The organism is Bradyrhizobium sp. 186 (assembly GCF_023101685.1).
Classification (GTDB): Bacteria; Pseudomonadota; Alphaproteobacteria; order Rhizobiales; family Xanthobacteraceae; genus Bradyrhizobium.
This window is the reverse complement of record NZ_CP082164.1, coordinates 7,876,895-7,901,446: the sequence shown is the minus strand read 5'-3', so window position 1 is coordinate 7,901,446 and position 24,552 is coordinate 7,876,895. Positions and strand designations below refer to the sequence as shown.

General features: G+C 63.8%; 20 protein-coding genes and 1 pseudogene. 15 read left to right on the top strand and 6 right to left on the bottom strand.

The features are described from left to right. Positions 1–68: 68 nt before the first annotated feature. A complete protein-coding gene (locus tag IVB18_RS38100) occupies positions 69–581 on the top strand; it encodes a cupin domain-containing protein (RefSeq protein ID WP_247985389.1) in 513 nt (170 codons plus the stop codon). 83 nt (positions 582–664) lie between these two features. Beyond that, complete coding sequence (locus IVB18_RS38095; RefSeq protein WP_247985388.1) at positions 665–1,153, top strand: VOC family protein; 489 nt, start codon at positions 665–667, stop codon at positions 1,151–1,153. Positions 1,154–1,302: 149 nt separating this feature from the next. Here IVB18_RS38095 and IVB18_RS38090 read toward each other — a convergent pair whose 3' ends face one another. Together IVB18_RS38090 and IVB18_RS38085 are read right to left on the bottom strand one after the other, a co-directional pair. Beyond that, entirely contained in the window at positions 1,303–2,451 is a 1,149-nt protein-coding gene (locus IVB18_RS38090; RefSeq protein WP_247985387.1) for a hypothetical protein, read from the bottom strand. 2 nt (positions 2,452–2,453) lie between these two features. Further along, a complete protein-coding gene (locus IVB18_RS38085; protein ID WP_247985386.1) occupies positions 2,454–3,155 on the bottom strand; it encodes a FecR family protein in 702 nt (233 codons plus the stop codon). Positions 3,156–3,206: 51 nt separating this feature from the next. On the opposite strand from IVB18_RS38085, the gene IVB18_RS38080 reads away from it, so the two are divergent. Both IVB18_RS38080 and IVB18_RS38075 read left to right on the top strand, forming a co-directional pair. After that, positions 3,207–4,637, top strand: a complete 1,431-nt coding sequence (locus IVB18_RS38080; protein ID WP_247985385.1) for a phospholipid carrier-dependent glycosyltransferase — start codon at positions 3,207–3,209, stop codon at positions 4,635–4,637. A 97-nt stretch (positions 4,638–4,734) separates the two neighbouring features. Beyond that, a complete protein-coding gene (locus tag IVB18_RS38075) occupies positions 4,735–6,678 on the top strand; it encodes a PAS domain S-box protein (RefSeq protein ID WP_247985384.1) in 1,944 nt (647 codons plus the stop codon). Positions 6,679–6,729: 51 nt separating this feature from the next. On the opposite strand, the gene IVB18_RS38070 is transcribed toward IVB18_RS38075, so the two are convergent. After that, complete coding sequence (locus tag IVB18_RS38070) at positions 6,730–7,371, bottom strand: OmpA family protein (protein ID WP_247985383.1); 642 nt, start codon at positions 7,369–7,371, stop codon at positions 6,730–6,732. 477 nt (positions 7,372–7,848) lie between these two features. Between IVB18_RS38070 and IVB18_RS38065 the strand changes: the two genes are divergently transcribed. The 3 genes from IVB18_RS38065 (at position 7,849) to IVB18_RS38055 (ending at position 9,754) form a co-directional block, all read left to right on the top strand. Continuing rightward, a complete protein-coding gene (locus IVB18_RS38065) occupies positions 7,849–8,094 on the top strand; it encodes a hypothetical protein (protein WP_247991826.1) in 246 nt (81 codons plus the stop codon). A gap of 121 nt (positions 8,095–8,215) precedes the next feature. Beyond that, positions 8,216–8,464 (top strand): hypothetical protein, encoded by a 249-nt coding sequence (locus IVB18_RS38060; protein WP_247991825.1) that lies wholly within the window; start codon positions 8,216–8,218, stop codon positions 8,462–8,464. A 129-nt stretch (positions 8,465–8,593) separates the two neighbouring features. Continuing rightward, entirely contained in the window at positions 8,594–9,754 is a 1,161-nt protein-coding gene (locus IVB18_RS38055; protein WP_247985382.1) for a crosslink repair DNA glycosylase YcaQ family protein, read from the top strand. A gap of 253 nt (positions 9,755–10,007) precedes the next feature. On the opposite strand, the pseudogene IVB18_RS38050 reads toward IVB18_RS38055, so the two are convergent. Beyond that, positions 10,008–10,436: pseudogene (locus IVB18_RS38050) on the bottom strand (DUF2809 domain-containing protein). A gap of 80 nt (positions 10,437–10,516) precedes the next feature. Here IVB18_RS38050 and IVB18_RS38045 point away from each other — a divergent pair. Further along, positions 10,517–11,860 (top strand): MFS transporter, encoded by a 1,344-nt coding sequence (locus IVB18_RS38045; protein WP_247985381.1) that lies wholly within the window; start codon positions 10,517–10,519, stop codon positions 11,858–11,860. 70 nt (positions 11,861–11,930) lie between these two features. Here IVB18_RS38045 and IVB18_RS38040 read toward each other — a convergent pair whose 3' ends face one another. Then, positions 11,931–12,284: a type II toxin-antitoxin system PemK/MazF family toxin gene (locus IVB18_RS38040; protein WP_247985380.1), complete on the bottom strand. Its 354-nt coding sequence runs from the start codon at positions 12,282–12,284 to the stop codon at positions 11,931–11,933. Continuing rightward, complete coding sequence (locus IVB18_RS38035) at positions 12,281–12,505, bottom strand: antitoxin MazE family protein (RefSeq protein ID WP_247985379.1); 225 nt, start codon at positions 12,503–12,505, stop codon at positions 12,281–12,283. Before IVB18_RS38035 ends, IVB18_RS38040 begins: the two co-directional genes overlap by 4 nt. Before the next feature lie 176 nt (positions 12,506–12,681). On the opposite strand from IVB18_RS38035, the gene IVB18_RS38030 reads away from it, so the two are divergent. The 7 genes from IVB18_RS38030 to IVB18_RS38000 all read left to right on the top strand — a co-directional run bounded on the left by IVB18_RS38030 (position 12,682) and on the right by IVB18_RS38000 (position 24,551). Beyond that, positions 12,682–13,788, top strand: coding sequence for an efflux RND transporter periplasmic adaptor subunit (locus IVB18_RS38030; RefSeq protein WP_247985378.1), 1,107 nt, complete (start codon positions 12,682–12,684; stop codon positions 13,786–13,788). Between the two features lie 239 nt (positions 13,789–14,027). Beyond that, positions 14,028–17,165: an efflux RND transporter permease subunit gene (locus tag IVB18_RS38025; RefSeq protein ID WP_247985377.1), complete on the top strand. Its 3,138-nt coding sequence runs from the start codon at positions 14,028–14,030 to the stop codon at positions 17,163–17,165. Between the two features lie 31 nt (positions 17,166–17,196). Beyond that, the gene (locus IVB18_RS38020) at positions 17,197–17,796 is read left to right on the top strand and encodes a TetR/AcrR family transcriptional regulator (RefSeq protein WP_247985376.1); all 600 of its coding nucleotides are present in this window, start codon (positions 17,197–17,199) and stop codon (positions 17,794–17,796) included. A gap of 138 nt (positions 17,797–17,934) precedes the next feature. Next, positions 17,935–18,558: a flavin reductase family protein gene (locus IVB18_RS38015; RefSeq protein ID WP_247985375.1), complete on the top strand. Its 624-nt coding sequence runs from the start codon at positions 17,935–17,937 to the stop codon at positions 18,556–18,558. A 343-nt stretch (positions 18,559–18,901) separates the two neighbouring features. Beyond that, positions 18,902–21,169: an acyl-CoA dehydrogenase gene (locus IVB18_RS38010; protein WP_247985374.1), complete on the top strand. Its 2,268-nt coding sequence runs from the start codon at positions 18,902–18,904 to the stop codon at positions 21,167–21,169. Then, entirely contained in the window at positions 21,169–22,452 is a 1,284-nt protein-coding gene (locus tag IVB18_RS38005; protein WP_247985373.1) for an acetyl-CoA C-acetyltransferase, read from the top strand. The genes IVB18_RS38010 and IVB18_RS38005 overlap by 1 nt, the downstream gene beginning before the upstream one ends. A gap of 2 nt (positions 22,453–22,454) precedes the next feature. Next, complete coding sequence (locus IVB18_RS38000) at positions 22,455–24,551, top strand: 3-hydroxyacyl-CoA dehydrogenase NAD-binding domain-containing protein (RefSeq protein ID WP_247985372.1); 2,097 nt, start codon at positions 22,455–22,457, stop codon at positions 24,549–24,551. The last annotated feature ends 1 nt before the right edge of the window (position 24,552 follow it).

The following is a 24,552-nucleotide window of genomic DNA, read 5'->3' as shown; positions in this document are numbered from 1 at the left end:
TTTGGTATGGCTTGATGCCGCGGCTTTGGTTAGCTTGCCGCGCACGGAACCAACAGAAAGCAAGACCAATGGCCGGCCATGACCATACGCATTCGCACCATGCACACGATCACGACGATCGCTGGAAACATGACGGTGTGCGCGTTGTTCCCGGCAACCAGCTCGATCCCAACGTGCCGTCGACGGCGGGCATGGACCGCAAGGCCGCGATCAATTTCGCGCGCGTCGGTGCGCAGAAATTGTGGGCGGGCACCGTGAGCATCAAGCCCGACGCCAAGACCGGCGCGCATCACCATGGCCATCTCGAAAGCATCATCTATGTGGTGAAGGGCAAGGCGCGCATGCGCTGGGGCGAAAACCTCCAGTTCACTGCGGAAGCCGGCCCCGGCGATTTCATCTACGTGCCGCCTTATGTGCCGCATCAGGAGATCAACGCCAGCCCCGATGAAGTGCTGGAATGCGTGCTGGTGCGCAGCGACGGCGAGGCGGTGGCGATCAATCTCGACATCGAGCCGGTCGAGAAGCCCGAGACGGTGCTGTGGATCGATCCCATCCACCGGGATCCGAACGAAAAGGCATGAAAAAATAGTTCGCCGGGCCTGTCGGATCGCGGCGGGCCTGTTCGTCCTCGGACCGGACCCCATTCCAAGAGGAGCATTTGTCCATGTCCAAGGTCGTACCCTGCCTGTGGTTCAATGGCGACGCCGAGGAAGCCGCGAATTTCTACGTCTCGCTCGTGCCGAATTCGGAGATCACGCACGTTCAGCGCAACGTCACCGACAGCCCGTCCGGCAAGGAGGGCTCCGTACTCGTCGTCGAGTTCACGGTGGCCGGGCAGCCCCTGGTCGCGCTCAATGGCGGGATGAAGATGGAGTACACCCACGCGCTCTCGCTGATGATCCATTGCGACGATCAGGCCCAGCTCGACAGCGTCTGGAACGCTTTCCTCGCCCATGGCGGCAAGGAGCAGCAGTGCGGCTGGCTCAATGACCGCTACGGCGTGTCCTGGCAGGTCGTGCCGAAAGTGATGTTCGAATTTCTCTCGAGCCCGGACAGGGCTGCGGCCGGTCGTGCGATGCAGGCCATGATGAAGATGGTGAAGCTCGATGTCGAAAGCTTGCGCCGCGCCTTCGAGGGCAGGTCGGCGGCGTGAGACCATGAGCTCGCACCACACACTCGCTGTCATCGCCCGGCCTCGACCGGGCGATCCAGTATCCCAGAGACGGCGCCGTGATACGAAAGAAGCCGCGGCGTACTGGATGCCCGCCTGCGCGGGCATGACATCGGTGGCTCCGCCTTAGTCTAATAATTGATCCGCAACCCCACGCCGCCGTGGATGGTGTTGCCCACCGGCTGCGGGCCGAGCGTGCCGTTGGCGAAGAGGTCGACGATCCATCCCTTGGACACGCGGAAGCCGAGGCGGCCGCCATATTCGAACCAGCCCTGGTTACCCATCGTCGGCACCACCATGCCGTCGCCGGTCACGGTGGCGACGATGCCGCTGTGGCCGGCGAACGACTGCACCCAGCCGCCATTGACGTTGGCCTCGATGTTGCTGCCGTAGAGATGGGTCCACTGGCCGCCGATCTTGACCAGGCTGGTGCGGTCGGTGCCGGTCGCAAGGGTGGCGTCGAACGGATTGAACGCGACCGCGCTGTCGGCATAGCCGGACACGCGCTGCCAGAGTTGCCAGACCTCGATCGAGGCCGCGACCTCGTCACGCGGTGACACGCGGCTCATCCAGCCGGCGCGGCCATACACGGCATAGTTAGAGGCGTTGGTCGAACTCGTCACGTTCACCGGGCCGAGACTGGTGTTGTAGCTGCGGGTGTAGCGTGCCTTTTCCCAAGGCGTCAGGATCGTGCCGATATCGAAGAACGGGCGCGACGAGCCCCAATCGGTGAAGTCATAGCGCAGCGCGAAGGCGCCGATCGGCGCGCTGGTGATGTTGTAGCCGCCCTCGCTGTATTGCGTGTAGGCGATGCCGGCGAGCAGCGACAGATTGTTGGTCAGCTCCTTGCGGCCGTGGATGCCGGCCGAGAACGAGCCGGCCGAGCCGAACGCGCTGATGCAGTCGCTGCAATTGACCTGCTCGTTGACGCCGAGCAGCACTGTGCCGAGCACCCGGTTGGTGATCATCTGGTTGAAGCGTTGATTGGCGAGGCCGCCGATCGAATTGCCGCTGGAATCGGCGCCGGTCGGCGTCGGACTCGGCGACGGATACGGGCTCGGCGACGACGAAGGATAGGGACTTGGCGTCGGCGGCGGGCTGTAGGTCGGCGCCGGTGTCGGCGAATATGTCGGTGACGGGTTAGGCGTCGGCTCGCCGCACTCGGATTCGCAAGTCGCCTGGGCTGCGGCCGGCCGAACCCCGAGCGCGGCAAGCGCAAGAATAGCAGTGGCGATGAGCGCGCCGGCGAGGATGACGCGCCTGAAGTGGAGTTTCGCCATCATCAGCGCCCGCACAGCATGCCGTCATCTTGGACGGCGGGCGCGATGGTCGGCGAGGCGTCTGCGTATTGGTTGACCGAGCACAGCCCGGCACTCGCGGCGCAGGTCGCGGCGAACGTCCACGGCGGCGTGTTGGTCTTGGTGATGCTGACCTTGCCGCCGGTCGAGGTGATGACCGCGGTGTCGCCGGGCTGGGTGAGTTGCACGCACTGGAAGCTCAATGTGCAGACGCTGGCCGCGCCGTCCTGAAGCACGACGACGGAGCGGCCGCGCTGGGAGAGGATGTCGAGGGTGGTGCCGCGCACGCCGATGGTCGCGAGCGGCGTCGTGATCTTGTAGGCGGTCTTCTCCGAATGTCCGGTGACGAAACGGAATGCGCCGGTGGTCATGCGGATAGCGACGTCGCGATAGCTATGCTCGTCGTTGAAGACGGTACGATCGAGCTTCAGCGTCGCGCTCGGGCCGAGCGACAAATTGGTGCTGTCCGCCATCACGAAGCGTGCCGCGCTGTCGGCGCCGGTGCGCACGGTCTCGTCGCGCAGCATGCTGTCGCCGACATTGATCGGCGTCGCGGACGCGGCCACGCGCACCACTTCGTTCTGGATCACGACGGCTTCGCCGACGCGCGTCTGCGCCTGGGCGCCAAACGCCGCGCACAATACGGCCGAGAGCAGTGTGGAGAAAAGCCAGAAACGAAAATTCATGTCGCAACCGATCGATGTGTCCCTGATCGTACCGGATCACGCGTGCTTGCGATGTGGCGAAATTATCACAAGCGGCGCGGGACGTGCGCTATGCTTAGTGACAGTTGCGGCGGAATGCGTTCAATGAAAAGTACCGTCTTTATTTTTCTCCGCGGTGAAGCAGATTTGACACGCAAAACATCTCCACAAAAGCCGCTTGAATTGCCTGCGGTTCCAAAAGTGTCGCGGAGCGCAGTGATTGCTGTCGCGATTTTCCTGGTCGCGCATCTCGCGCTGCTGATCGGTCTCACCACGCCGGAAAAATTCGTCTTCGACGAGGTGCATTATGTGCCGGCCGCGCGGCAGATGCTTGGCCCCGCGGCGTCGCAGCCGGTGCTCAATCCGATGCATCCGCCGCTGGCGAAAGAGCTGATCGCGGCATCGATCGCGGCCTTCGGCGACAACGCGCTCGGCTGGCGCTATCCGGCGACGCTGTTCGGTGCGCTCGCGATCGTGGCGATCTATCTGTGCGGCCTCGCGCTGTTCGCCGCGCAGGGGCCTGCAATCGCCGCAGCGCTGATCGCGGCCTTCAACCAGATGATCTACGTGCAGGCGCGCATCGCGATGCTCGACATTTTTGCGCTCGGCTTCGGCCTGCTCGCGACGGCGGCCTTCATGCACGGCTCTCGAAGGGAACGGCCGCATGCGCTGTTTGCGCTCGCAGGCGCGTTGTTCGGTTTCGCCGCCGCCTGCAAGTGGAGCGGATTGTTTCCGCTCGGCGTCTGCATCGTCATCGTCGCGGTGATCCGCCTGATGCAGGGCTGGCACACACTGTTTGCCGACGCGAAGCCGGGTGACTGGTATCGGCCCGACCTCTGGCCTGATCTCAGGACGCATCATGTCGCGCTCTGCTTCGCCGTCCTGCCGGCGGCGACATATCTTGCGGCCTTCGTCCCGCTCTATGGATTGTCGCTGTCGGACCTGATCGAGGCGCAGCGCCGGATATTTGCCGACAACACCACCACCGCGATCGCCGGCCATACCTATATGAGCTCTTGGCCGTCCTGGCCGCTCCTCATGCGCCCGGTGTGGTTCCTGTTCGACAAGACCGCGGAGGACCACGTCTCTGCGATCGTCTTGCTCGGCAACCCCGTGGTACTGTGGCCGGCGTTGCTCGCGCTCGCCGTGGTGCTGCGCGACTTCATCGTGACGCGGCGGTGGGATGCGTTCCTGATCGCGGCGTTCTATTTCGGCCCCTGGCTCGCCTGGGCGCTGCTGCCGCGCACGCTCGGCTTCATCTATTACTATCTGCCGGCCGCAACCGCAGCCTCGCTTGCGCTCGTCTATGTCCTGCGCAGGGACGGCCTGCCGCGCTGGCTGCTATGGGCCTATGTCGGCGTCGCGGCCATTGGCTTCGTGGTCATGCTGCCGGTCTCGGCCGCCTTCATTGGGACCTCGATGCAGACCTTCAACCGGCTGATGTTGTTCCAGAATTGGATCTAGTGCCCGCTGGCGTGCATAGCAGCCGCAGAATCCTGTTGCCTGAATCAATCAGGGCGTGTGGACTGGGCACGTATCGTCTGAATCGGAGAGCCATCAGGTGGAGGAGCGCATCGTCAGGCCGGACCATTCCAATGCGGACTGGCTACGCGCCGTCGTCGACACCGCGGTCGACGGCGTGATCCTGATCGACGCGAAGGGCTGCGTCCTGATGTTCAATCCGGCCTGCGAAGACCTGTTCGGCTATCCCGCGAGCGAGGTCATCGGCCGGAATGTCAAGGTTCTGATGCCGTCGTCCTATAGCAATGCCCATGATGGTTTCCTGCAAAACTATCACAGTAGCGGCGAGCGGAAGATCATCGGCATTGGCCGCGAGGTCGTGGGGCAGCGCAAGGACGGTACGACATTCCTGATGCATCTTTCGGTCGGCGAGGCCAAGCAGGCCACGGGCGAGTCGATCTTCGTCGGCATCGTTCATGACCTCACCGAGCGCGAAAGGGTCGAGCGCGAGCTGCGCGAAAGTGCGGCACGGCTGCGTGCGGTGGTCGATACGGCGGTCGACGGCGTGATCCTGATCGATTCCGACGGCATCATCCTGAAATTCAATCCGGCCTGCGAAAAGCTGTTCAAATATGAGGCCGACGAGGTTCTTGGAGAAAACGTCCGGATGCTGATGCCGGAGCCCTACCGTTCCGAGCACGACGGGTATGTCCGCAATTTCATCACCACCGGCGAGAAGAAGATCATCGGCATCGGCCGCGAGGTGACAGGGCAGCGCAAGGACGGCACGACCTTCCCGATGGATCTTTCGGTCGGCGAGGCCGGGCAGGACGGCTCGTCCATCTTCGTCGGCATGATCCACGACCTGACCGAGCGCAAGCGCACCGAGGCGCAGCTCATGCAGGCGCAGAAGATGGAGGCGGTCGGGCAGCTCTCCGGCGGCATCTCGCACGATTTCAACAATCTTCTCACCGTGATCGTCGGCAACGCCGAATATCTCAGCGAACAGTTGGTGTCGCGAGCGGATTTGAAGCGGCTCGCCGACGATATCTGTAGCGCCGGCGAACGCGGCGCGGAGCTGACGCAACGCCTGCTCGCCTTCAGCCGCAAGCAGTTGCTGCGGCCGGTCGAGACCGAATGCAACAAGCTCGTCGAATCCATGCACAAGCTGCTGCGGCGGACTCTTCGCGAGGATATCGATATCTCCACGCATTCCGATTCCGAACTCCGGTACGCCTTCGCCGATCCGGTGCAGATCGAATCGGCAATCCTCAACCTCGCGCTCAACGCCCAGGACGCGATGGTGTCCGGTGGACACCTGACCCTCTCGACGGCGAACGCCTCGATCGATGCCGGCGATCACAATGCGCATCCGGAGGTCGGGCCCGGCGAGTACGTCGTGATCGCCGTGACCGACGACGGCACGGGCATGCTGAAGCGGGTGCGGGAACGGGCGTTCGAGCCCTTCTTCACCACCAAGGAGGTCGGCAAGGGCAGCGGGCTGGGGCTCAGCATGGTCTACGGCTTCGCCAAGCAATCCAACGGCCATGTCACCATCTACAGCGAGCCGGGTCTGGGAACGACGGTGCGGATCTATCTTCCGGCCGCGGCGGCGAAGACGCAGGGCGTGCCGCTGGCGGTCGACAAAAAGGTGGCGCTGAGCGGTTCCGAAACGGTGCTGATCGTCGAGGATGATCCGTTCGTCCGGTCCTATGCGGTCATGAGTCTCGAGAGCCTGGGCTACAAGGTCATCTCCGCCGTCGACGGCAAGGAGGCCTTGCAGAAGCTCGAGGCTGCGCCGCACGTCGATCTCCTGTTCACCGATGTCGTCATGCCGGGGGGCATCAGCGGCTGGGAGTTGGCGGGCCTCGCGCGCAAGGTCAGGCCCGAGCTACACGTGCTGCTGACGTCCGGCTATGCCCTGGAAACGCTGGCGGCGAACGGCCACGTCCGGCAGGGTGCTCTGATCCTGGAAAAACCCTATCGCAAGGCGGAGCTTGCGTGTCTGTTGCGGGAGGCTCTCTCCGCGCCGGTGCCGGTCTGAACGGCGCTCACCGCCTGCCGCACGAGCGGCAAGCGGGAGGTGGTCGTCAGATCACTTTGATGCCGTCTTGGTGTCCATGTTCACGACCTGGACGCGGCGGTTGATCGGATCGGCGCCGTTGGCGGTGTCCTTCAGCTTGGTCTTGCCATAGCCGACGGTGACCAAATCGGTGCCGGTGAGGCCGTAGTTCTGCACCAGATACTTCTTGATGGTGTCGGCGCGACGTTCGGAGAGCCCTTGATTGTACTCTTCGGTGCCTATCGCATCGGTGTGGCCGGCGACCACGAAGGTCGAGCCCTTGAGAGACGGATCGGATAGCGCCTTGCCGAGCGCCTGCACCGACGGCACCGACGTCTTGGCGATGTCAGCCGAGTTGTAGTCGAACTGGATCTCCAGATCGATCTTCGGCTTGGTCGCCGCGAGCTCGGCGATCTGCTCGCGCTCGCCCGTCGACAGCGACCGGGTCGAGCGGTTGCGCACGGTGTTCAGAAACGTCGATTCCTTGGCCTGCACCGCCGGATCGGCCTGCGGACCAGCGGAGAGGCCACGGGTCACCGGCTTCGGCTTCAACGCGTCCAGGATCTGGTTGGCGGAGACGTTGTTGTCGCCGGCCAATGCCAGCCCTGCCGTCATCGACAGCGCTACCGAGAGAGCAATCGCCCTCAGTCCAAAAAACTTATCAAAACGGGTCATTGTCGTATCCTCGCTGTTACGCCTGATGGCGATTTGATGCTGCGAGCATAGGGAAGGTTCAAAAGCCCTGATGTGATCCTCGTCACGGTGGAAACAATAAGTTCCGGGCGTGATCTTAATGCCGGGCGGGACGGCCGCCAAGGCATCTCGGCCGACCATGCCGTTAGGCGAGGCGTGGATCCGGAGCATGAGTTCCGGGCTACGCCGCCCGCCACCCTCGGGGAAGGGGCCACGGAACGGCACACCTGGTTGTGCAGTTCATCTCCGTGGCTTGCAGAAAGCCGTGGACATTGATCGTCGCAAAGCCGTCGCGTGACGGCCCGTCTACGAACAAGTTTTCGGCCAGATGCGCGCCTAGCAGAATCCATCGTTCGACCACAGCAAGCGAACAGGAGCCAGTTCCATCCAGTGCCGAGGCCAAGTGACTACCAGTTCTATCGCAGTGGCCCGCCGGATCGGACAGTGTCCCTGAGCTCCATGCCCATCTATGTCGGCGCGGCCATGATCGCGATGGCGATCCTGCTGTCGACGCTGATCACGGGTCTCACCTCCCGTTATGTCGGGCTCGAGGGTCCGGCCGACGAGAATATGTGGCTGGTCGACCGCCTCACCGGCAGCGTCTATCGCTGCCAGGCGGAGGGGCGGGGCAAGGCCTCGTGCGAGCCGGACGTCGCGACCGGCAGCGTCGGCGACCGGTCCAAAGCCCCGAAGGATGGCCGTTAGAGCCCTTCGCCTTCGCACCGCAGCAAGAAAATTGTCTTCTCCACGAAACGTCTTCGCTAGAGAATACGTAGTTGCGAAGGCCGGCATGACGCCGGTTTCGTTTTACGGAGGAGACTTTTCGATGAAGATTTTGCTCACAGCCGCAGCCTTTGTCGCGTTCGCCGTTTCCCCAGCATCCGCCGCGATGATGGCGTGCACCAGTGATAACATGATGAAGAGCGCCGCCATGATGGGCGGAACAGCCGATACGCCGGCCAAGACGGCCATGAACAAGGAAATGGCCATGGCCAACACCGACATGAGCAACGGCAAGATGAAGAGCGCCTGCATGCATTACATGAAGGCGCAGAAGGCGATGTCGATGAAGTAGGCGCGAGGCGCGCCCCATTCGACCGCGCTGTCAGCAGATGGCAGCGCGGTTTTTCTTTGTCTGCTCGCTGGCCGGCTTCCTTGCCTTCTTCTTTTTCTTGGCGCGAATCTCGCTACATTGCATTCCGCAATGTCCCGCGCACCCAAGCCGCTTCCGCTCACCACGACACAGGCCCGGCAGGTCTGGCTGCATGCCCAGCGGCTGGACGCGCGAGCGCCGTTCGGGGAGGGTGCGCAGGCCGTCGCAGACGCGATCGCCCATCTCGGCTATGTGCAGATCGACACCATCAATGTGATCGAGCGCTCCCACCACCATATCCTGTTCAGCCGCATCCCGTCCTACCGCCGCGCCGATCTGCGTCATGCCCAGACCAACGATAGAAGCGTGTTCGAGTACTGGACCCATGCGCTGTCTTACGTGCCTGCGAGCGACTTCCGCTTCTTTCTGCCAGCGATGCGCGAGCACCGCCGCGAGGGGCACAAATGGTTTGCGTCGGTGACGCCGGCCGACATGCGCAAGGTGATGCGGCTGGTGCGCGCCGGCCCGCTGACGATCCGCGACATCGAGGACGACGTGCTCACCGAGAAGGAGCATCTGTGGCAGAGCCGCAAGCCGTCGAAGCGGGCGTTGCAGCTCGCCTTCTATACCGGCGTCGTGACCGTCAGCGAGCGTCAAGGCATGCTCAAGACCTACGAGCTGATGATGCGCCATTTCGGCTGGGACACGCTGCCTAAGCCGGCGCCGGCGAAGGAGATCACGACCTATCTGCTCGATCGCGCGCTGCGGTCGCAAGGCGTGGTGAGCCTTGACTCGATCTGCCATCTCGACGCGCCGAGCAAGAAGCCGGTCGCGGGCCTGATCGCCGCGCGCGTCCGCCGCGGCGAGCTCGTGCCTGTGACGATCGACGGCGCCGGCAAGCAGGAGCATTGGGCGCGGCCGTCGGCGCTGGAGCTGGGCGAGGTGTCGCCGGATCTCGTCCACATCCTCTCGCCGTTCGATCCCCTGATCATCCAGCGCAAGCGCACCAACCTCATCTTGGGTTACAACCATTTGTTCGAAGCCTACGTGCCGAAGGCCAAGCGCAAGCTCGGCTACTTTGCGCTTCCCGTGCTGGTCGGCGACGAGATCGTCGCCGCGCTCGACCTCAAGACCGACCGGCAGAGCAAGAAACTGTTGATGCAGAAATGGACCTGGGTCGGGCAGGGGAAGAAGACGGCGGGGCGCAAGGAGCTCAAGCAGAAAATCGAGGGTGAGCTCGACCGCTTCGAGCGGTTTCAACTGGCGGAGTGATCGTGGATCGCAATCGCTCCTGAACTTGTAGGGTGGGCAAAGCGGAGAGGCTGGGCAAGTATTCATTGCGGCGGCCGCGTCGTAGAACATCGTTCTTATCGCGTGGGCCCAAGGCGACTTTGATGGAATTTCCTGACTGCCTCCTCGTACAACAACGGATAATTTTCTACAGCATTGAAGATGCATTGGATACTTGCCCAGCCTCGGAGCGTGCCCACCACCTCGTCGGTGGAGGAATTTGGTGGGCACGGCGCTAAGGCGCCTTTGCCCACCCTACCAGACCATCGACCCAAACGCCGAACACAATCCCCACCGCATAGGCCACCAAATTCCACAGCGAGAAGATGCGCGCTAAAAGCAGTGCGCCCGCGGTGGTGAGCCGGAACGCGTCGAGTCAGGGCGAATGCACCAGCCGGGAGAATTCGACGACGATCGCAATCGCCGCCGCGATAGAAGCCAGCTGGCTTCGCGGCAGGCGCGGCAGCAAAGCGCCGACCAGCAGCAACACCATCGTCGCCCACAGCAGCGAGCCGCCATACTTCACGACGAAGGCGGGAAGGCCGAGGAGAAAACCGTACCGGCGCAGGGATAGCCCGCAGGCGATCACGACAAGGGCGAGCGCGGCGCGGATCAGGGATGTCCGTAGCGGCGCAACAGGTTTATCCGGCTGCGCCCCGCGCATTGCTCGCTCCATTGACTCTTTCGCGGCGATGCTCAAAACCGACCCCAGCCCATAAAAGCAATAACCCCGGGGGGAAAGCCATGAGCCAGACCACGACCTTTGCCGGTTCTGCCGGCGGCGCCAAGAACACCGATAAAACTGCAATCGAGACCTCCACCGTCCGCGCCATCTCCTGGCGCCTGATTCCGTTCCTGGTGCTGGCCTACTTTTTCTCCTATCTCGACCGCGTCAATCTCGGCTTTGCCGCGCTGACCATGAATGCGGAGCTGAAGTTCACGCCGCTGATCTTCTCCTGGGGCGCGGGCATTTTCTTCATCGGCTATTTCATCTTCGAGGTGCCGAGCAATCTGGCGCTGGAAAAGTTCGGCGCCAGCCGCTGGATCGCGCGCATCATGGTGACCTGGGGCATCATCTCGGCGCTGATGGCGACGGTTTCGGGCGAATGGAGCTTCTACATCCTGCGCTTCCTGCTCGGCGTGGCCGAGGCCGGCTTCTTTCCCGGCATCATCCTCTATCTCACCTATTGGTACCCGGCCGAATATCGCGCCCGCTTCCTTGCCGCCTTCGCCATCGCCGTGCCGGTCTCGACCGTGATCGGCGCGCCGGTCTCGGGCCTGTTGCTCGGGCTGGACGGCGTGATGGGCCTGAAGGGCTGGCAGTGGCTCTTCATCATCGAGGGCATTCCCTCGGTGCTGCTCGGCATCGTCACCTGGTTCTACCTCACCGACAGGCCGGAGAAGGCGGACTGGCTCTCGGCCGAGCAGAAGGCCTGGCTTAAGACGAGGCTCGATTCCGAGATCGCCGCCAAGCAGGCGGTGAAGCACCTTACTCTCGGCGAGGCGCTGTCCTCACCGAAGGTGATCACGCTAAGCTTGGTTTATTTCGGCTTCGTCGGCGCGCTCTACGGCATGCAGTTCTGGCTGCCGCAGATCGTCAAAGCCTTCGGCCTCACCAACGCCCAGACCGGCTTTGTCACCGCGATCCCTTACCTGTTCGGCACCATCGCCATGATCCTGTGGGCGCGGCATTCGGACGCCACGCGCGAGCGCGTGATGCATGTCGGCGCACCGCTGCTGCTCACCGCCGTCGCACTTGGCGCCTCCAGCTACCTCACCGATCCCATCATGACGATGGCGGTGCTGACGGTCGCCGCGATCGGCGTGTTCTGCTGCTTCGGCGTGTTCTGGACCTTGCCGACCGCCTGGCTCTCGGGCACGGCCGCCGCCGGCGCCATCGCGCTGATCAACTCCATCGGCAACCTCGCGGGCTTCGGCGGCCCTTACCTGATCGGCTGGGTCAAGGAAGCCACGGGCCAGACCTCGACGGGGTTGCTGGTACTCGCGGTCCTGCCGCTGATCGCCGGCATCCTCGTGTTTGCGGGCGGTCACGAGAGCAAGCACGAGTTCGCCGAACAGGGGCGGTGAGCCTACGTAGCCCTGGCGAAAGCCAGGGCCGGTATCCTGCGGCTTTTGTTAGGACACGCGGGCAGACGGCTTAGCCGTCGGCAGCTGTTCTTTGCGAACCGGCCAGCCCGAGAAAGACGAGCATGGCGCGGTTAAGACGTACTACGTCCTCATCATCAAGGCGCCCAATACACGTTGCGACCTTGGATTTCGGGACCGTCGTGATCTTGTCCACCATGAGCCGTGAAGGAGCTCGAAGGCCGTTGCCGTCGTTCGGCTCAACCTGCAGCCGGAATAGAGGCGCTTCGATTCTATCGGTCGTGAAGGCACAAATGGTGATTGAGTCCGTGGCGTCAAAGCTGTCGTCCTGCACGATGACGACGGGGCGCGGCTTGCCCGCGTAGTCCTTGCCGCCAGCCACTGTCCAGATATCGCCCCGCTTCATTCGTCCGCCCAATCGGAAACGGCATCAATGAAGGCTTGATCCTCGGGTTCATGAGCGCTGGTTGCGACCGCAAGAGATTGGCGATGGGCTTCAGATCGGAAGGATGCCGAGCGGACATCCGGTACCCAAATCTGGATCGGCCGCAGCCCTTGTGCGCGCAGCCGATCGCGGTGCGCTCGCACTTTCACACGGGACGACTTGGCCTTTGAGGAAGTGGGCATCTGGACTCCATCGGTTACATGTAACCTTAACATTGGAGCCCGGCGCCTCGCCAGCGGGACCCGCCCTACCTTTCCTAGTACCCCAACGATCACGCATTCCTGATGACTGACGATTATTGACTTTTATCAGTGATTAGTCGACATTCCTCACAACGCAGCCGCAGGGGTGTCCTCCGATGTTCGTCCGGTCAGTTTTGTCGAGCTATTCCAAGCTTTTGGCAGGTGTATCGTTGGCCTTGATGGCCGCTGCGCTGGCCGGATGCAACGATACCGTGGCCCAGAAGGCCGAGCCGCCGCGGCCGGTTCTGGTCGCCACCGCCCATTACGACGCCGAAACGCCGGAGCGCAGCTTCGTCGGCACCGTCAGGCCCCGGATCGAGAGCGATCTCGGCTTCCGTGTCGCCGGCAAGGTCGCAAAGCGCCTGGTCGAAGTCGGCCAGACCGTCGAAATCGGCCAGCCGCTCGCGACCCTCGATGAGGTCGATCTGAAGCTCCAGGCCGAGCAGTCCGTGGCCGAGCAGACCGCTGCGACCGGCGTGCTGGCCCAGGCCGCCGCCGCCGAGCAGCGTGCCAAGGATCTGAAGGCCAAGGGCTGGACCACCGACGCGCAGATGGATTCGAGCCGCGCTTCCGCCGACGAGGCCCGTGCGCGCCTGAACCGGGCCGAGCGCTCGGTCGAACTGACCAACAATTCGCTTTCCTACGCGACGCTCAACGCCGACGCCCGTGGCGTCGTCACCGCAACGCTGATCGAGCCCGGCCAGGTGGTCACCGCGGGCCAGGCTTCGATCCGCGTCGCCCGCTTTGCCGAGAAGGAAGCGGTCGTCGCGATCCCTGAGACGCTGGTCGGACGTGCCAAATCGGGCGCCGCCAGCGTCACCCTTTGGTCGGAGCCGGGCAGGAAATATGCGGCGAAGCTGCGCGAGATCGCGCCCACCGCGGATTCCGCCACGCGCACCTATCTCGCAAAATTCTCGCTGCCCGAAGCCGACGACAACGTCGCGCTCGGCATGACCGCGACGTTGACGCTGTCGGATGCTGCGACCGAACGCGTCGCGCGGCTGCCGCTGTCGGCGCTGTTCAATGAAGGCGGCAAGCCCTCCTTCTACGTCGTCGACGACAACGGTGCGGTCACGCTGAAGCCGGTGACGGTGAAGTCCTACGAGAGCAACGACGTCGTCATCACCAGCGGTGTGGAAGAGGGCGCCAAAATCGTCGCCCTCGGCGTGCAGAAACTTGATCCGAGCCAGAAGGTGCGGATCGTGTCGTCGCTGTCTTTCTAATTAGCGGAGCATGATCCGGAAAAGTGTGCAGCGATTTTCCGATCGAGAACATGCTCAAACAATAAAGAGTTTCGTCGTTGCGAGGTGAGTTTCGGCCCTAGCGCAAATGCGAAAGGCTGAAGCGGCGAAGCGATCCAGAATCTGCCCAGCCCCCTGGATTGCTTCGCTGCCTCGCATTGACGGGTTGAACAGAGCGGCTGTCGTTTTTTTGGCAATTGGATCGTCTTACGGAGAGTGCGATGAAGCGCTTCAATCTTTCGGCCTGGGCCGTCAGCCATCCGACGCTGGTCCTGTTCCTGATGATCGTGCTCGGCGCCGCCGGCTTCTTCTCCTATCAGAAGCTCGGGCGTGCCGAGGATCCGTTCTTCACGGTGAAGGTGGTCAACATCTCGGTGATCTGGCCGGGCGCGACCGCGCAGGAGATGCAGACCCAGGTCGCCGATCCCATCGAGAAGAAGATCCAGGAGCTGCCTTACTTCGAGAAGGTGCAGACCTATTCCAAGCCCGCTTTCGCCGCGCTCCAGGTGACCTTCCGTGACTCGACGCCGCCGAAGGACGTGCCGTATCTCTTCTATCTGCTGCGCAAGAAGCTCGCCGACGTGCAGGGCCAGCTGCCATCGGGCGTTCTGGGGCCTGTCGTCAACGACGAGTTCTCCGACGTCGATTCCATCCTCTACATGATGACCGGCGACGGCGCCGACTACGCCCAGCTCAAGAAGGTCTCGGAGGGTTTTCGTCAGCGCCTCCTGAAGGTGCCCGGCGTGACCAAAGTCGACGTCTACGGCAACCAGGACGAACGCATCTTCGTCGAATTCTCGCACGCCAAGCTCGCCACGCTCGGCATCACCCCGCAGGCGCTGTTCGATTCGCTTGCCAAGCAGAACAACGTGACCCCTGCCGGCACGGTCGAGACCTCGTCGCAGCGCGTGCCGCTGCGCGTCACCGGCGCGCTCGACGGCGCCAAGGCGGTGGCCGAGACCCCGGTCGAGAGCAACGGCCGCGTGTTCCGCTTGGGTGATATCGCCACCGTCACCCACGGATATGTCGATCCGCCGAGCTTCATCGTGCGCCAGGAAGGCAAGTCCGCGATTGGTATCGGCGTCGTCACCGCCAAGGGCGCCAACATTCTCGACCTCGGCAAGGAGGTCGAGAAGGCGACGGCTGAATTCATGAAGGCGGTGCCGCAGGGGGTCGACGTTCGCCTCATCGCCGACCAGCCCAAGGTGGTCGAGCATGCCGTCGGCGAGTTCGTGCACTCCTTCATGGAAGCGCTGGTGATCGTGCTGTTCGTGTCGTTCCTGGCGCTCGGCTGGCGCACCGGCATCGTGGTCGCGCTGTCGGTGCCGCTGGTGCTCGGCATCGTCTTCATCGTCATGAACACGATGTCGCTCGACCTGCACCGCATCACGCTCGGCGCGTTGATCATCGCGCTCGGCCTGCTCGTCGACGACGCCATCATCGCGGTCGAGATGATGGTGGTGAAGATGGAGCAGGGCTGGGACCGGTATCGTGCGGCGTCGTTTGCCTGGGAATCCACTGCGTTTCCGATGCTCACGGGAACGCTGGTCACGGCCGCTGGCTTCCTCCCCATCGGCTTTGCCAATTCCGCGGTCGGCGAATATGCCGGCAGCATCTTCTGGATCGTGGCGATCGCGCTGGTCGCCTCCTGGTTCGTGGCGGTGATTTTCACGCCCTATATCGGCGTCAAGCTGCTGCCTGATATCAAGGTGCATCACAATCACGATCCGCACGCGGTCTACGAGACCCGCATGTACCGCGGCCTGCGCGCCATCGTGCAATGGTGCGTCAATCACCGCATCACCGTGGTGGTCGCGACCGTCGGCATCTTCGTGGTCTCGATCGTCGGCTTCGGCCATGTCCAGCAGCAGTTCTTCCCGCTGTCGGAGCGGCCCGAGCTGTTCCTCCAGCTCCGCCTGCCCGAGGGCACCGCCTTCAACGTTACCGAGAAGGCGGTGAAGAAGGCCGAGACGCTTTTGAAGGACGACAAGGACATCGAGACCTATACGGCCTATGTCGGTCAGGGTTCGCCGCGCTTCTGGCTCGGCCTCAGTCCTCAGCTACCGAACGAGGCCTTCGCCGAGATCGTCATCGTCGCCAAGGGCGTCGAGGAGCGCGAGCGCGTCAAGGCCAAGATCGAGAACGCGGTCGCCGACGGCATGCTGACCGAGGCGCGCGTGCGCGTCGACCGCTTCAACTTCGGTCCGCCGGTCGGCTTCCCCGTGCAGTTCCGCGTAATCGGCCCCGACGCCAACAAGGTGCGCGAGATCGCCTATCAGGTCCGTGACGTCATGCGGGAGAACAAGAGTGTCAAGGACGTCCAACTCGACTGGAACGAGCAGTCGCCGTACCTCAAGCTCGTCGTCGACCAGGACCGCGCCCGCGCCATGGGCCTGACCCCGCAGGACGTCTCGCAGGCACTATCCATGCTGATCTCGGGCGCACAGGTCACGACCGTCCGCGACGGCATCGAGAAGGTCAGCGTGGTCGCGCGTGCGATCCCGTCCGAACGCCTCGACCTCGGCGGCGTCGGCGATCTCACCATCACCTCGCGCAACGGTGTCGCGGTGCCGCTCCAGCAGATCGCCAAGATCGAATACGCCCACGAGGAGCCGATCATGTGGCGGCGCAACCGCGACATGGCGATCACCGTGCGCTCCGACGTCGTCGACGGCGTGCAGGCGCCCGACGTCACCAATCAGATCACCCCGAAGCTCCAGGCCATCAAGAACTATCTCGAGCCAGCCTACCGGATCGAGCCGGGCGGTGCGTTCGAGGAATCCGCCAAGGGCAATGCCTCGATCTTCATCCTCTTCCCGCTGATGGTCATGGTGATGCTCACGCTGTTGATGTTCCAGCTTCAGAGCTTCTCCCGCCTGATCCTGGTGTTTTTGACCGCGCCGCTCGGCATCGTCGGCGCCTCCTTGGGGCTCAACGTCGCCAACGCCCCGTTCGGCTTCGTGGCGCTGCTCGGCCTGATCGCGCTCGCCGGCATGATTATGCGCAACGCGGTCATCCTGGTCGATCAGATCGAGACCGACGTCTCCCACGGCCTGACCCGGCGCGAGGCGATCGTGGAGGCCACCGTCCGCCGTGCGCGTCCGGTGGTGCTGACGGCGCTCGCCGCCATCCTCGCCATGATCCCGCTGTCGCGCTCGGCCTTCTGGGGCCCGATGGCGATCACCATCATGGGCGGTTTGTTCGTTGCGACCTTCCTCACACTCTTGTATCTGCCGGGTCTCTATGCCTTGTGGTTCCGCAAGAGCCTGGATGAGGCCGGTTCTGCCGAGCGACCTACCGCGCTGCAGCATGGGAGTGATGACCAGCCGGCAATACCGCTTGCTGAAGCGGCTGAATAAATGAAAAGTGCTGACTGACGAGTCCTGACAAATGACACTGGTTGCGGAGCATATCGAAGGCGACACCCGGGATCGTATCCTCGAGGTGGCCGAACGGCTGTTCCGCCAGATCGGCTATCAGAAGACTACGGTCGGAGACATTGCCAAGGAGCTCAGGATGAGCCCCGCGAACGTGTATCGCTTCTTCGAATCGAAGAAGGCGATCCATCAGGCGGTGGCCCGCTCGCTGATGGGCGAGGTCGAGCTGGAAGCGCAGCGGATCGTCGCCAGGCCCGGTCCGGTGCTGGACCGCTTCCGCGAGCTGCTCACCACCATCCATCGCATGAACACCGAACGCTATGTCGGCGACAACAAGCTGCACGAGATGGTCGAGATCGCGATGCAGGAGGACTGGGAGGTCTGCGTCGCCCACATGGAGCTCATCACCACGGCGATCGGGCAGATGATCGCTCAAGGCGCCGCCTCCGGCGAGTTCGAGGCGCCGGACCTGGAGCTTGCCTCAATGTGCGCCTGCACCGCCATGATGCGTTTCTTCCATCCCCAGATGATCGCCCAGTGCGCCACCAAGCCGGGTCCGACCATCGACCAGATGATCGATTTCGTCATTGCGGGATTGTCGCCGCGTCACTGACGGGCGCCGGAATTCTCCTATAAGCAGGCCGACGTAGCCCGGATGGAGCGAAGCGCAATCCGGGATGGTTCAGCCTTGCGCGGCGGTCCCGGATTACGCTTCGCTCCATCCGGGCTACCAGGACCAGGAAAAACCAGCGTGACCGACAAAGACCTGTACTTCTACGAGCCCTCCAAGGGCCACGGCCTCAAGCACGATCCCTTCAACGCCATCATCGCGCCGCGGCCGATCGGCTGGATTTCGTCGCGCAACACCAACGGTCACGTCAACCTCGCGCCCTACAGCTTCTTCAACGCCTTCTGCTACGTGCCGCCGATCATCGGCTTCTCCTCCACCAACTGGAAGGACACGGTCGAGAACATCCAGCAGTCCGGGGAGTTCGTCTGGAATCTCGCCACGATGGATTTGGCCAAGCACATGAATGCGACGGCGGCGCATGTCGCGCCCGAGGTCGACGAGTTCGAGGTCGCCGGCCTGACCGCCGTTTCGGGCAAGCTCGTCAACGTGCCGCGGGTCGGCGAAAGCCCGGTCGCCTTCGAGTGCAAGGTGTCCGACATCGTCCGCCTCAAGGGCGCCGACGGCAAGGAAGCCGACGCCTGGCTGACGCTCGGCGAGGTCGTCGCCGTCCACATCGACAAGGCCATGATCAAGGACGGCGTCTACCAGACCGCCGCCGCCCGCCCGATTGTGCGCGCCGGCCGCCGTGGCGACTATTTCGAGATCAGGCCGGAGAACATGTTCGAGATGGTCCGGCCGGATTAAGCCCCGCCTTTCTGCACATTGCGTAGCCCGGATGAAGCGCAGCGAAATCCGGGTCTTTCTCGCCCGCAACGTTTCCCGGATTACGCTGCGCTCCAGCCGGGCTACGGCACTATGCCGCTCGCTCGATTTCGTCATTCCGGGTCCACGCTTCGCGTGCCCCGGAATGACGGTGTGAGGCATTCGGTCCGCTCGTCCCCCCCGGAACTGCCACCGCACCCCGGCCGTTATGACCTGGGGCCGCGCGGCCGCGTCAATTCGCTTCTTTTTGCGGGCGAAGTGTTCGCCAGTCTCCGCCACTTTCCGCTAAAATGCCTGATATCCGCGCCGATGCATGAGGTCAGCCATGAGCTTCCGCCGCGACACTATCACCAAGCCGATCTTCTCCTGGGCGCGCGGCGTGTTGCCGGCGATGTCCGGCACCGAGCGCGAGGCGCTGGAGGCCGGTGACGTCTGGTGGGACGCCGATCTCTTCACCGGCAATCCCGACTGGTCGAAATTGCTGGGCATCGCGCCAGCGACTTTGACCGATGAGGAGCGGGCCTTCCTCAACGGTCCCGTCGACGAGCTCTGCGCCATGCTGGACGAGTGGAAGATTTTCTGGGAATGGCGCGACCTGCCGCAGGACGTCTGGGCCTTCGTCAAGCGCGAGAAATTCTTCGGCATGATCATTCCGAAGGAATTTGGCGGCCTCGGCTTCTCGCCCTATGCGCATTCGGAAGTCGTGCGCAAGATCTCGACCCGCTCGATCGCCGCCGCGGTCACGGTGATGGTGCCGAACTCGCTCGGGCCCGGCGAGCTTCTGATGCGCTTCGGCACGAGGGAGCAGCAGGAGCGGTGGCTGCCGCGCCTGGCCGACGGCCGCGATATCCCCTGCTTTGGTCTCACCAGCCCGGAAGCCGGCTCGGATGCCGCCTCGATGGTTGACACCGGCATCATCTGCAAGGGCATCCTCGAGGGCCGCGAGGTGCTGGGCTTAAGACTCAACTGGCACAAGCGCTATATCACGCTCGGTCCCGTCGCGACGCTGCTCGGCCTCGCCTTCAAGGCCTATGATCCCGATCATCTCGTGGGCAACGAGGAGGAGCTCGGCATCAGCGTGGCGCTGATCCCGACCAGCTTGCCCGGCGTCGAGATCGGCCAGCGCCATCTGCCGTCGATGCAGGTGTTTCAAAACGGTCCGAACCGGGGTCGCGACGTCTTCATTCCGCTCGACTACGTCATCGGCGGTCAAGAGCGGCTGGGGCAGGGCTGGAAGATGCTGATGACGGCGCTCGCCGCCGGTCGCGGCATTTCGCTGCCGTCGTTGTCGGCCGCAGGAGCCGCCTATGCCGCCCGCACCACCGGCGCCTATGCCCGCATTCGCGAGCAGTTCGGCATCTCGATCTCCAAGTTCGAAGGTGTCGAGGAGCCGCTCGCACGCATCGTTGCAACCGCCTATCAGCTCGACGCGGCGCGGCGGCTGACCTGCGCGGCACTGAACGCCGGCGTTCATCCCGCTGTCATCTCCGGCATCATGAAGCTGCACGCGACCGAGCGGATGCGGACCGCCGTGGACGATGCCATGGACATCCATGGCGGCAAGGCCGTGATCGACGGGCCGCAAAACTATCTCGGCAATCTGCACCGCGCCGGTCCGGTCGGCATCACGGTCGAAGGCGCCAACATCCTGACCCGCAACCTCATCGTGTTCGGGCAGGGCGCCATTCGCGCGCACCCCTATTTGCTCCAGGAGATGAATGCGCTCGCCGACGCCGACCGCGAGCGTGGGCTCACCGCCTTCGACAAGACGTTCTGGAAACATGTCGGCCATAGCTTCCGGACGCTGTTCCGGGCGTTCGGCCGAAGCTGGACCTTTGGCGTGTTCGCGCCGGCGCCAGCCGCGGGCGAGGCGACGCCATTCTATCGCCAGCTCTCGCGCTATTCGGCAGCGTTTGCACTCTGCGCCGACATGGCGCTGCTCACGCTCGGCGGCGCGCTCAAGCGCAAGGAGATGCTGTCGGCGCGCTTCGGCGATATCCTCTCCGAGCTCTATCTGCTCTCGGCGGCGCTGAAGCGCTGGCAGGACGAGGGCCGGCAGAAGGAGGACTTTGCCGCGCTGGAATGGTGCATGGCGAAGGGCTTCAGGACCATCGAGAACCGGCTGGCCGAGATCCTCGCCAACCTGCCGAACCGCTTCGTCGCCGGTTTCCTCAAGCTCGTGGTCCAGCCCTTCGGCGCCCGCGTGCTCGGCCCAAGCGATCGCGTCGTGCACCAATGTGCAAGCCTCGTGCTCGAGCCATCAGCCGCGCGCGACCGCCTCGCGCCCGATCTCGCTTATGTCGACGATGACGGCGGCTTTGCCCGGCTGGAGCGTGCGTTCAAGCTGGTCGCAGGCACCGATGCCATCGCCAAGCGCATGCGCGCGGCGCACATAAGTGACTGGAAGGACGCGGTGGCCAAGGGCATGATCACCCAGGCCGAAGGCGAGCAACTTGCGGAGGCTCGCGAAGCTGTCACAAAAGTAATCGAGGTCGACGATTTTGCGCCGGAGGCGCTGTCGCCGATTTACAAGAAAACCGCCGGCGTGCATCAGTTCTTCCAGGAACTCGGTGAACAGAGGGCGGCGAGCTGATGGCACGACCGGTTTTCATCGTCGATGGCAGCCGGACGCCGTTTCTGAAGGCGCGCTCGGGGCCCGGCCCGTTCACACCGGTCGATCTCGCCGTGCAATGCGGCCGGCCTCTGCTGGCGCGCCAGCCGTTTGCGCCTGCCGCCTTCGACCAGGTCATCCTCGGCTGCGTCAACGTGATCGCGGACGAGATGAACCCGGCCCGCGTCGCCGCGCTCAGGCTCGGAATGGGCGAGGACATGGTCGCCTTCACGGTGCAAATCAATTGCGGCTCCGGTATGCAATCGATCGATACCGCCTACCGCTACATCCGCGAAGGCCATGCCGACATGATCCTCGCCGGCGGCACCGAGGCTTTGAGCCACGCGCCGCTGGTCTGGCCGAATTCCGGCGTGCGCTGGTTCGCTGGCCTTGCCACCGCCAAGGGCATGGCGGCGAAGTTAGCGGCTGCCTTCAAATTGCGGCCGGGCTATCTCAAGCCGATCATCGGGCTGGAGCGCGGGCTGACCGACCCCATCACGGACTTGAACATGGGCCAGACCGCGGAGCTTGTCGGCCATCTCTTCGGCATCACCCGCGCGCAGTCTGATGCCTACGCTGCCGAGAGCCATCGTCGCCTTGCGCACGCGCAGGCGGAAGGATATCTCAAGGGCGAGGTCGAAACCGCGTTCTCCCGCGACGGCAAGTTCTTCGACCATGATGACGGCGTGCGGCCGGACTCTTCGTCCGAGACGCTCGCGAAACTGAAGCCGGTGTTCGAGCGCCCCTGGGGCCAGGTCACCGCCGGCAATTCCTCGCAGATCACCGATGGTGCCTCTTGGGTGATCCTCGCTTCCGACGAAGCGGTCGCCAAGCACAGATTGACACCGAAGGCTGCTATCGTCGACAGCAACTGGGCTGCGCTCGATCCGAGCATCATGGGGCTCGGCCCGGTGATGTCCGCAACGCCACTGCTCAAGCGCAACAACCTCACCATCAAGGACGTCGAGACCTGGGAACTGAACGAAGCCTTCGCCACGCAAGTGCTCGGCTGCCTTGCAGTCTGGAATGACGACAAATTCTGCCGCGAGATACTCGGACTCGACGGTGCCGCAGGCGAGATCGATCGTGACAGGCTCAACGTTGACGGCGGCGCGATCTCGCTCGGCCATCCCGTCGGCACCTCCGGCAATCGCATCGTGCTGCATCTCGTCAATGCGATGAAGCGGCTCGGCACGCGGCGCGGGGTTGCGACCGAATGCATCGGGGGCGGACTCGGCGGCGCCATGCTGATCGAGGCGGTGTGACTATGGATTCGAAGATCATGACAGCGCTTGGCGACCGCGTGCTGGCGCTTGGGCCTCAGCCCGCGGCTGACAGTCCTTACCACCACTTCAAGTTGACGCGCGACGCCGATGGCGTCGCCTGGCTGTTGTTTGACCGCGCCGATGCCAGCGCCAACACCCTGTCTTCGGACGTGATGGAAGAGTTCGATGCGGTGCTCGCCGCGATCGAGACCGAGCGCTCCGCCGGCCTCGTGATCCGCTCGGCAAAACCGTCGGGCTTCATTGCCGGGGCCGACGTCAATGAATTCCGCGGCGTCAGCGATCCCGCGATGGTGGAAACACGCATCCGCGCCGCGCATGCCGTAGTCGATCATCTGGAGGCGTTGCGACTGCCGACGGTCGCGGTTATTCACGGGTTTTGTCTCGGCGGCGGCCTTGAGGTCGCGCTCGCCTGTCAGTCGCGCATCGCCATCGACGGCGCGCGTTTCGGCTTCCCGGAGGTGATGCTGGGCCTGCATCCCGGTCTCGGCGGCACCGCGCGCTTTACTGCACTGGTCAATCCGACCCAGTCGATGGCGCTGATGCTGACCGGCCGCACCATCGATGCGCGCCGCGCCAAATCGCTCGGCCTTGTCGATACCGTGACGCAGGAGCGGCACGTCCAGAACGCGGTGAAGGATGCGCTGTTCGGCCGGCTGAAGCGGGCTCGGCCGGGGTTTCTTACCCGCGCAGCCTACTTCGGACCGGTGCGGGGGCTCCTCGCCAAGCGCATGCGCTCGGAGGCGGCGAAAGCCGCATCGCGCGAGCATTATCCCGCGCCTTACGCGCTGATCGATCTCTGGGAGACCCATGGCGGCAGCAAGGCCGCGATGCTCAGGGCCGAGCAGGCGTCGTTCGCAAAACTGATGGTGACGCCGACCGCGCAGAACTTGATCCGCGTGTTCTTCCTGCGCGAGCAGATGAAGAAGGCCGCGGGCAGCGGCAACACGGTCAAGCAGGTTCACGTCATCGGCGCCGGCGCCATGGGCGGCGACATCGCGGCGTGGTGCGCAGGGCAGGGGCTGCGCGTCTCGCTCGCCGACATGAAGCCGGAGCCGATCGCGGGTGCAGTGAAACGCGCGGCTGAGCTCTACGGCAAGATCATCCGAAAACCTACCGATGTCCGTGACGCACTCGATCGCCTCATCCCCGACATGGACGGCGAAGGCGTTGGCAATGCCGATCTCATCATCGAGGCGGTGCCGGAAAAGCTCGAGCTGAAGCAGAAGGTCTATGCCGGTCTCGAGCCGAAGATGAAACCGGGCGCGATTCTGGCGACCAACACCTCGAGCATTCCGCTCCAGGATTTGCGCACGACGCTGGCGCGGCCGGAGCGGCTGGTCGGCCTGCACTTCTTCAATCCGGTGTCGCGGCTGCAACTGGTCGAGGTCGTCAACCATGACGGAAACGATCCGCAGGTGCTGAAGGAGGCGCTCGCCTTCGTCGGCGCGATCGACCGCCTGCCGCTGTCCGTGAAGAGTTCGCCCGGCTTCCTCGTCAACCGCGCGCTGACGCCCTACATGCTGGAGGCGATGGTGATGCTGGACGAGAAGACGGACCAGCGGTTGATCGACGCGGCGGCCGAACAGTTCGGCATGCCGATGGGGCCGATCGAGCTTGCCGATCAGGTCGGGCTCGATATTTGCCTCGACGTCGGGGACATGCTGCGCACCAGGTTCGGCGATCTGCTGCCGCCGACGCCGGCCTGGCTGCGCGACAAAGTCGCCAAGGGTGAGCTCGGTCGCAAGACCGGCAAAGGCTTTTATGTCTGGAAGGATGGCAAGGCGGAGAAGGCGCCACTGCCGGAAACCGGACCGCGCGTTACCGATCAGATGATCGACCGGCTGATCTTGCCGATGTCCAACGTCTGCGTCGCGGCTCTTCGGGAAGGCATCGTTGACGATCCCGATGCGGTCGACGGCGCCATGATTTTCGGCACCGGCTACGCGCCGTTCCGTGGCGGCCCGCTGAACTATGCGCGCACACGTGGGGTGGAGAACACCGTCGCTGCCCTGCGCACACTGGCCGAACGATTCGGCGGCCGGTTCGCGCCCGATCCAGGCTGGAATAATTTCAAGTGAG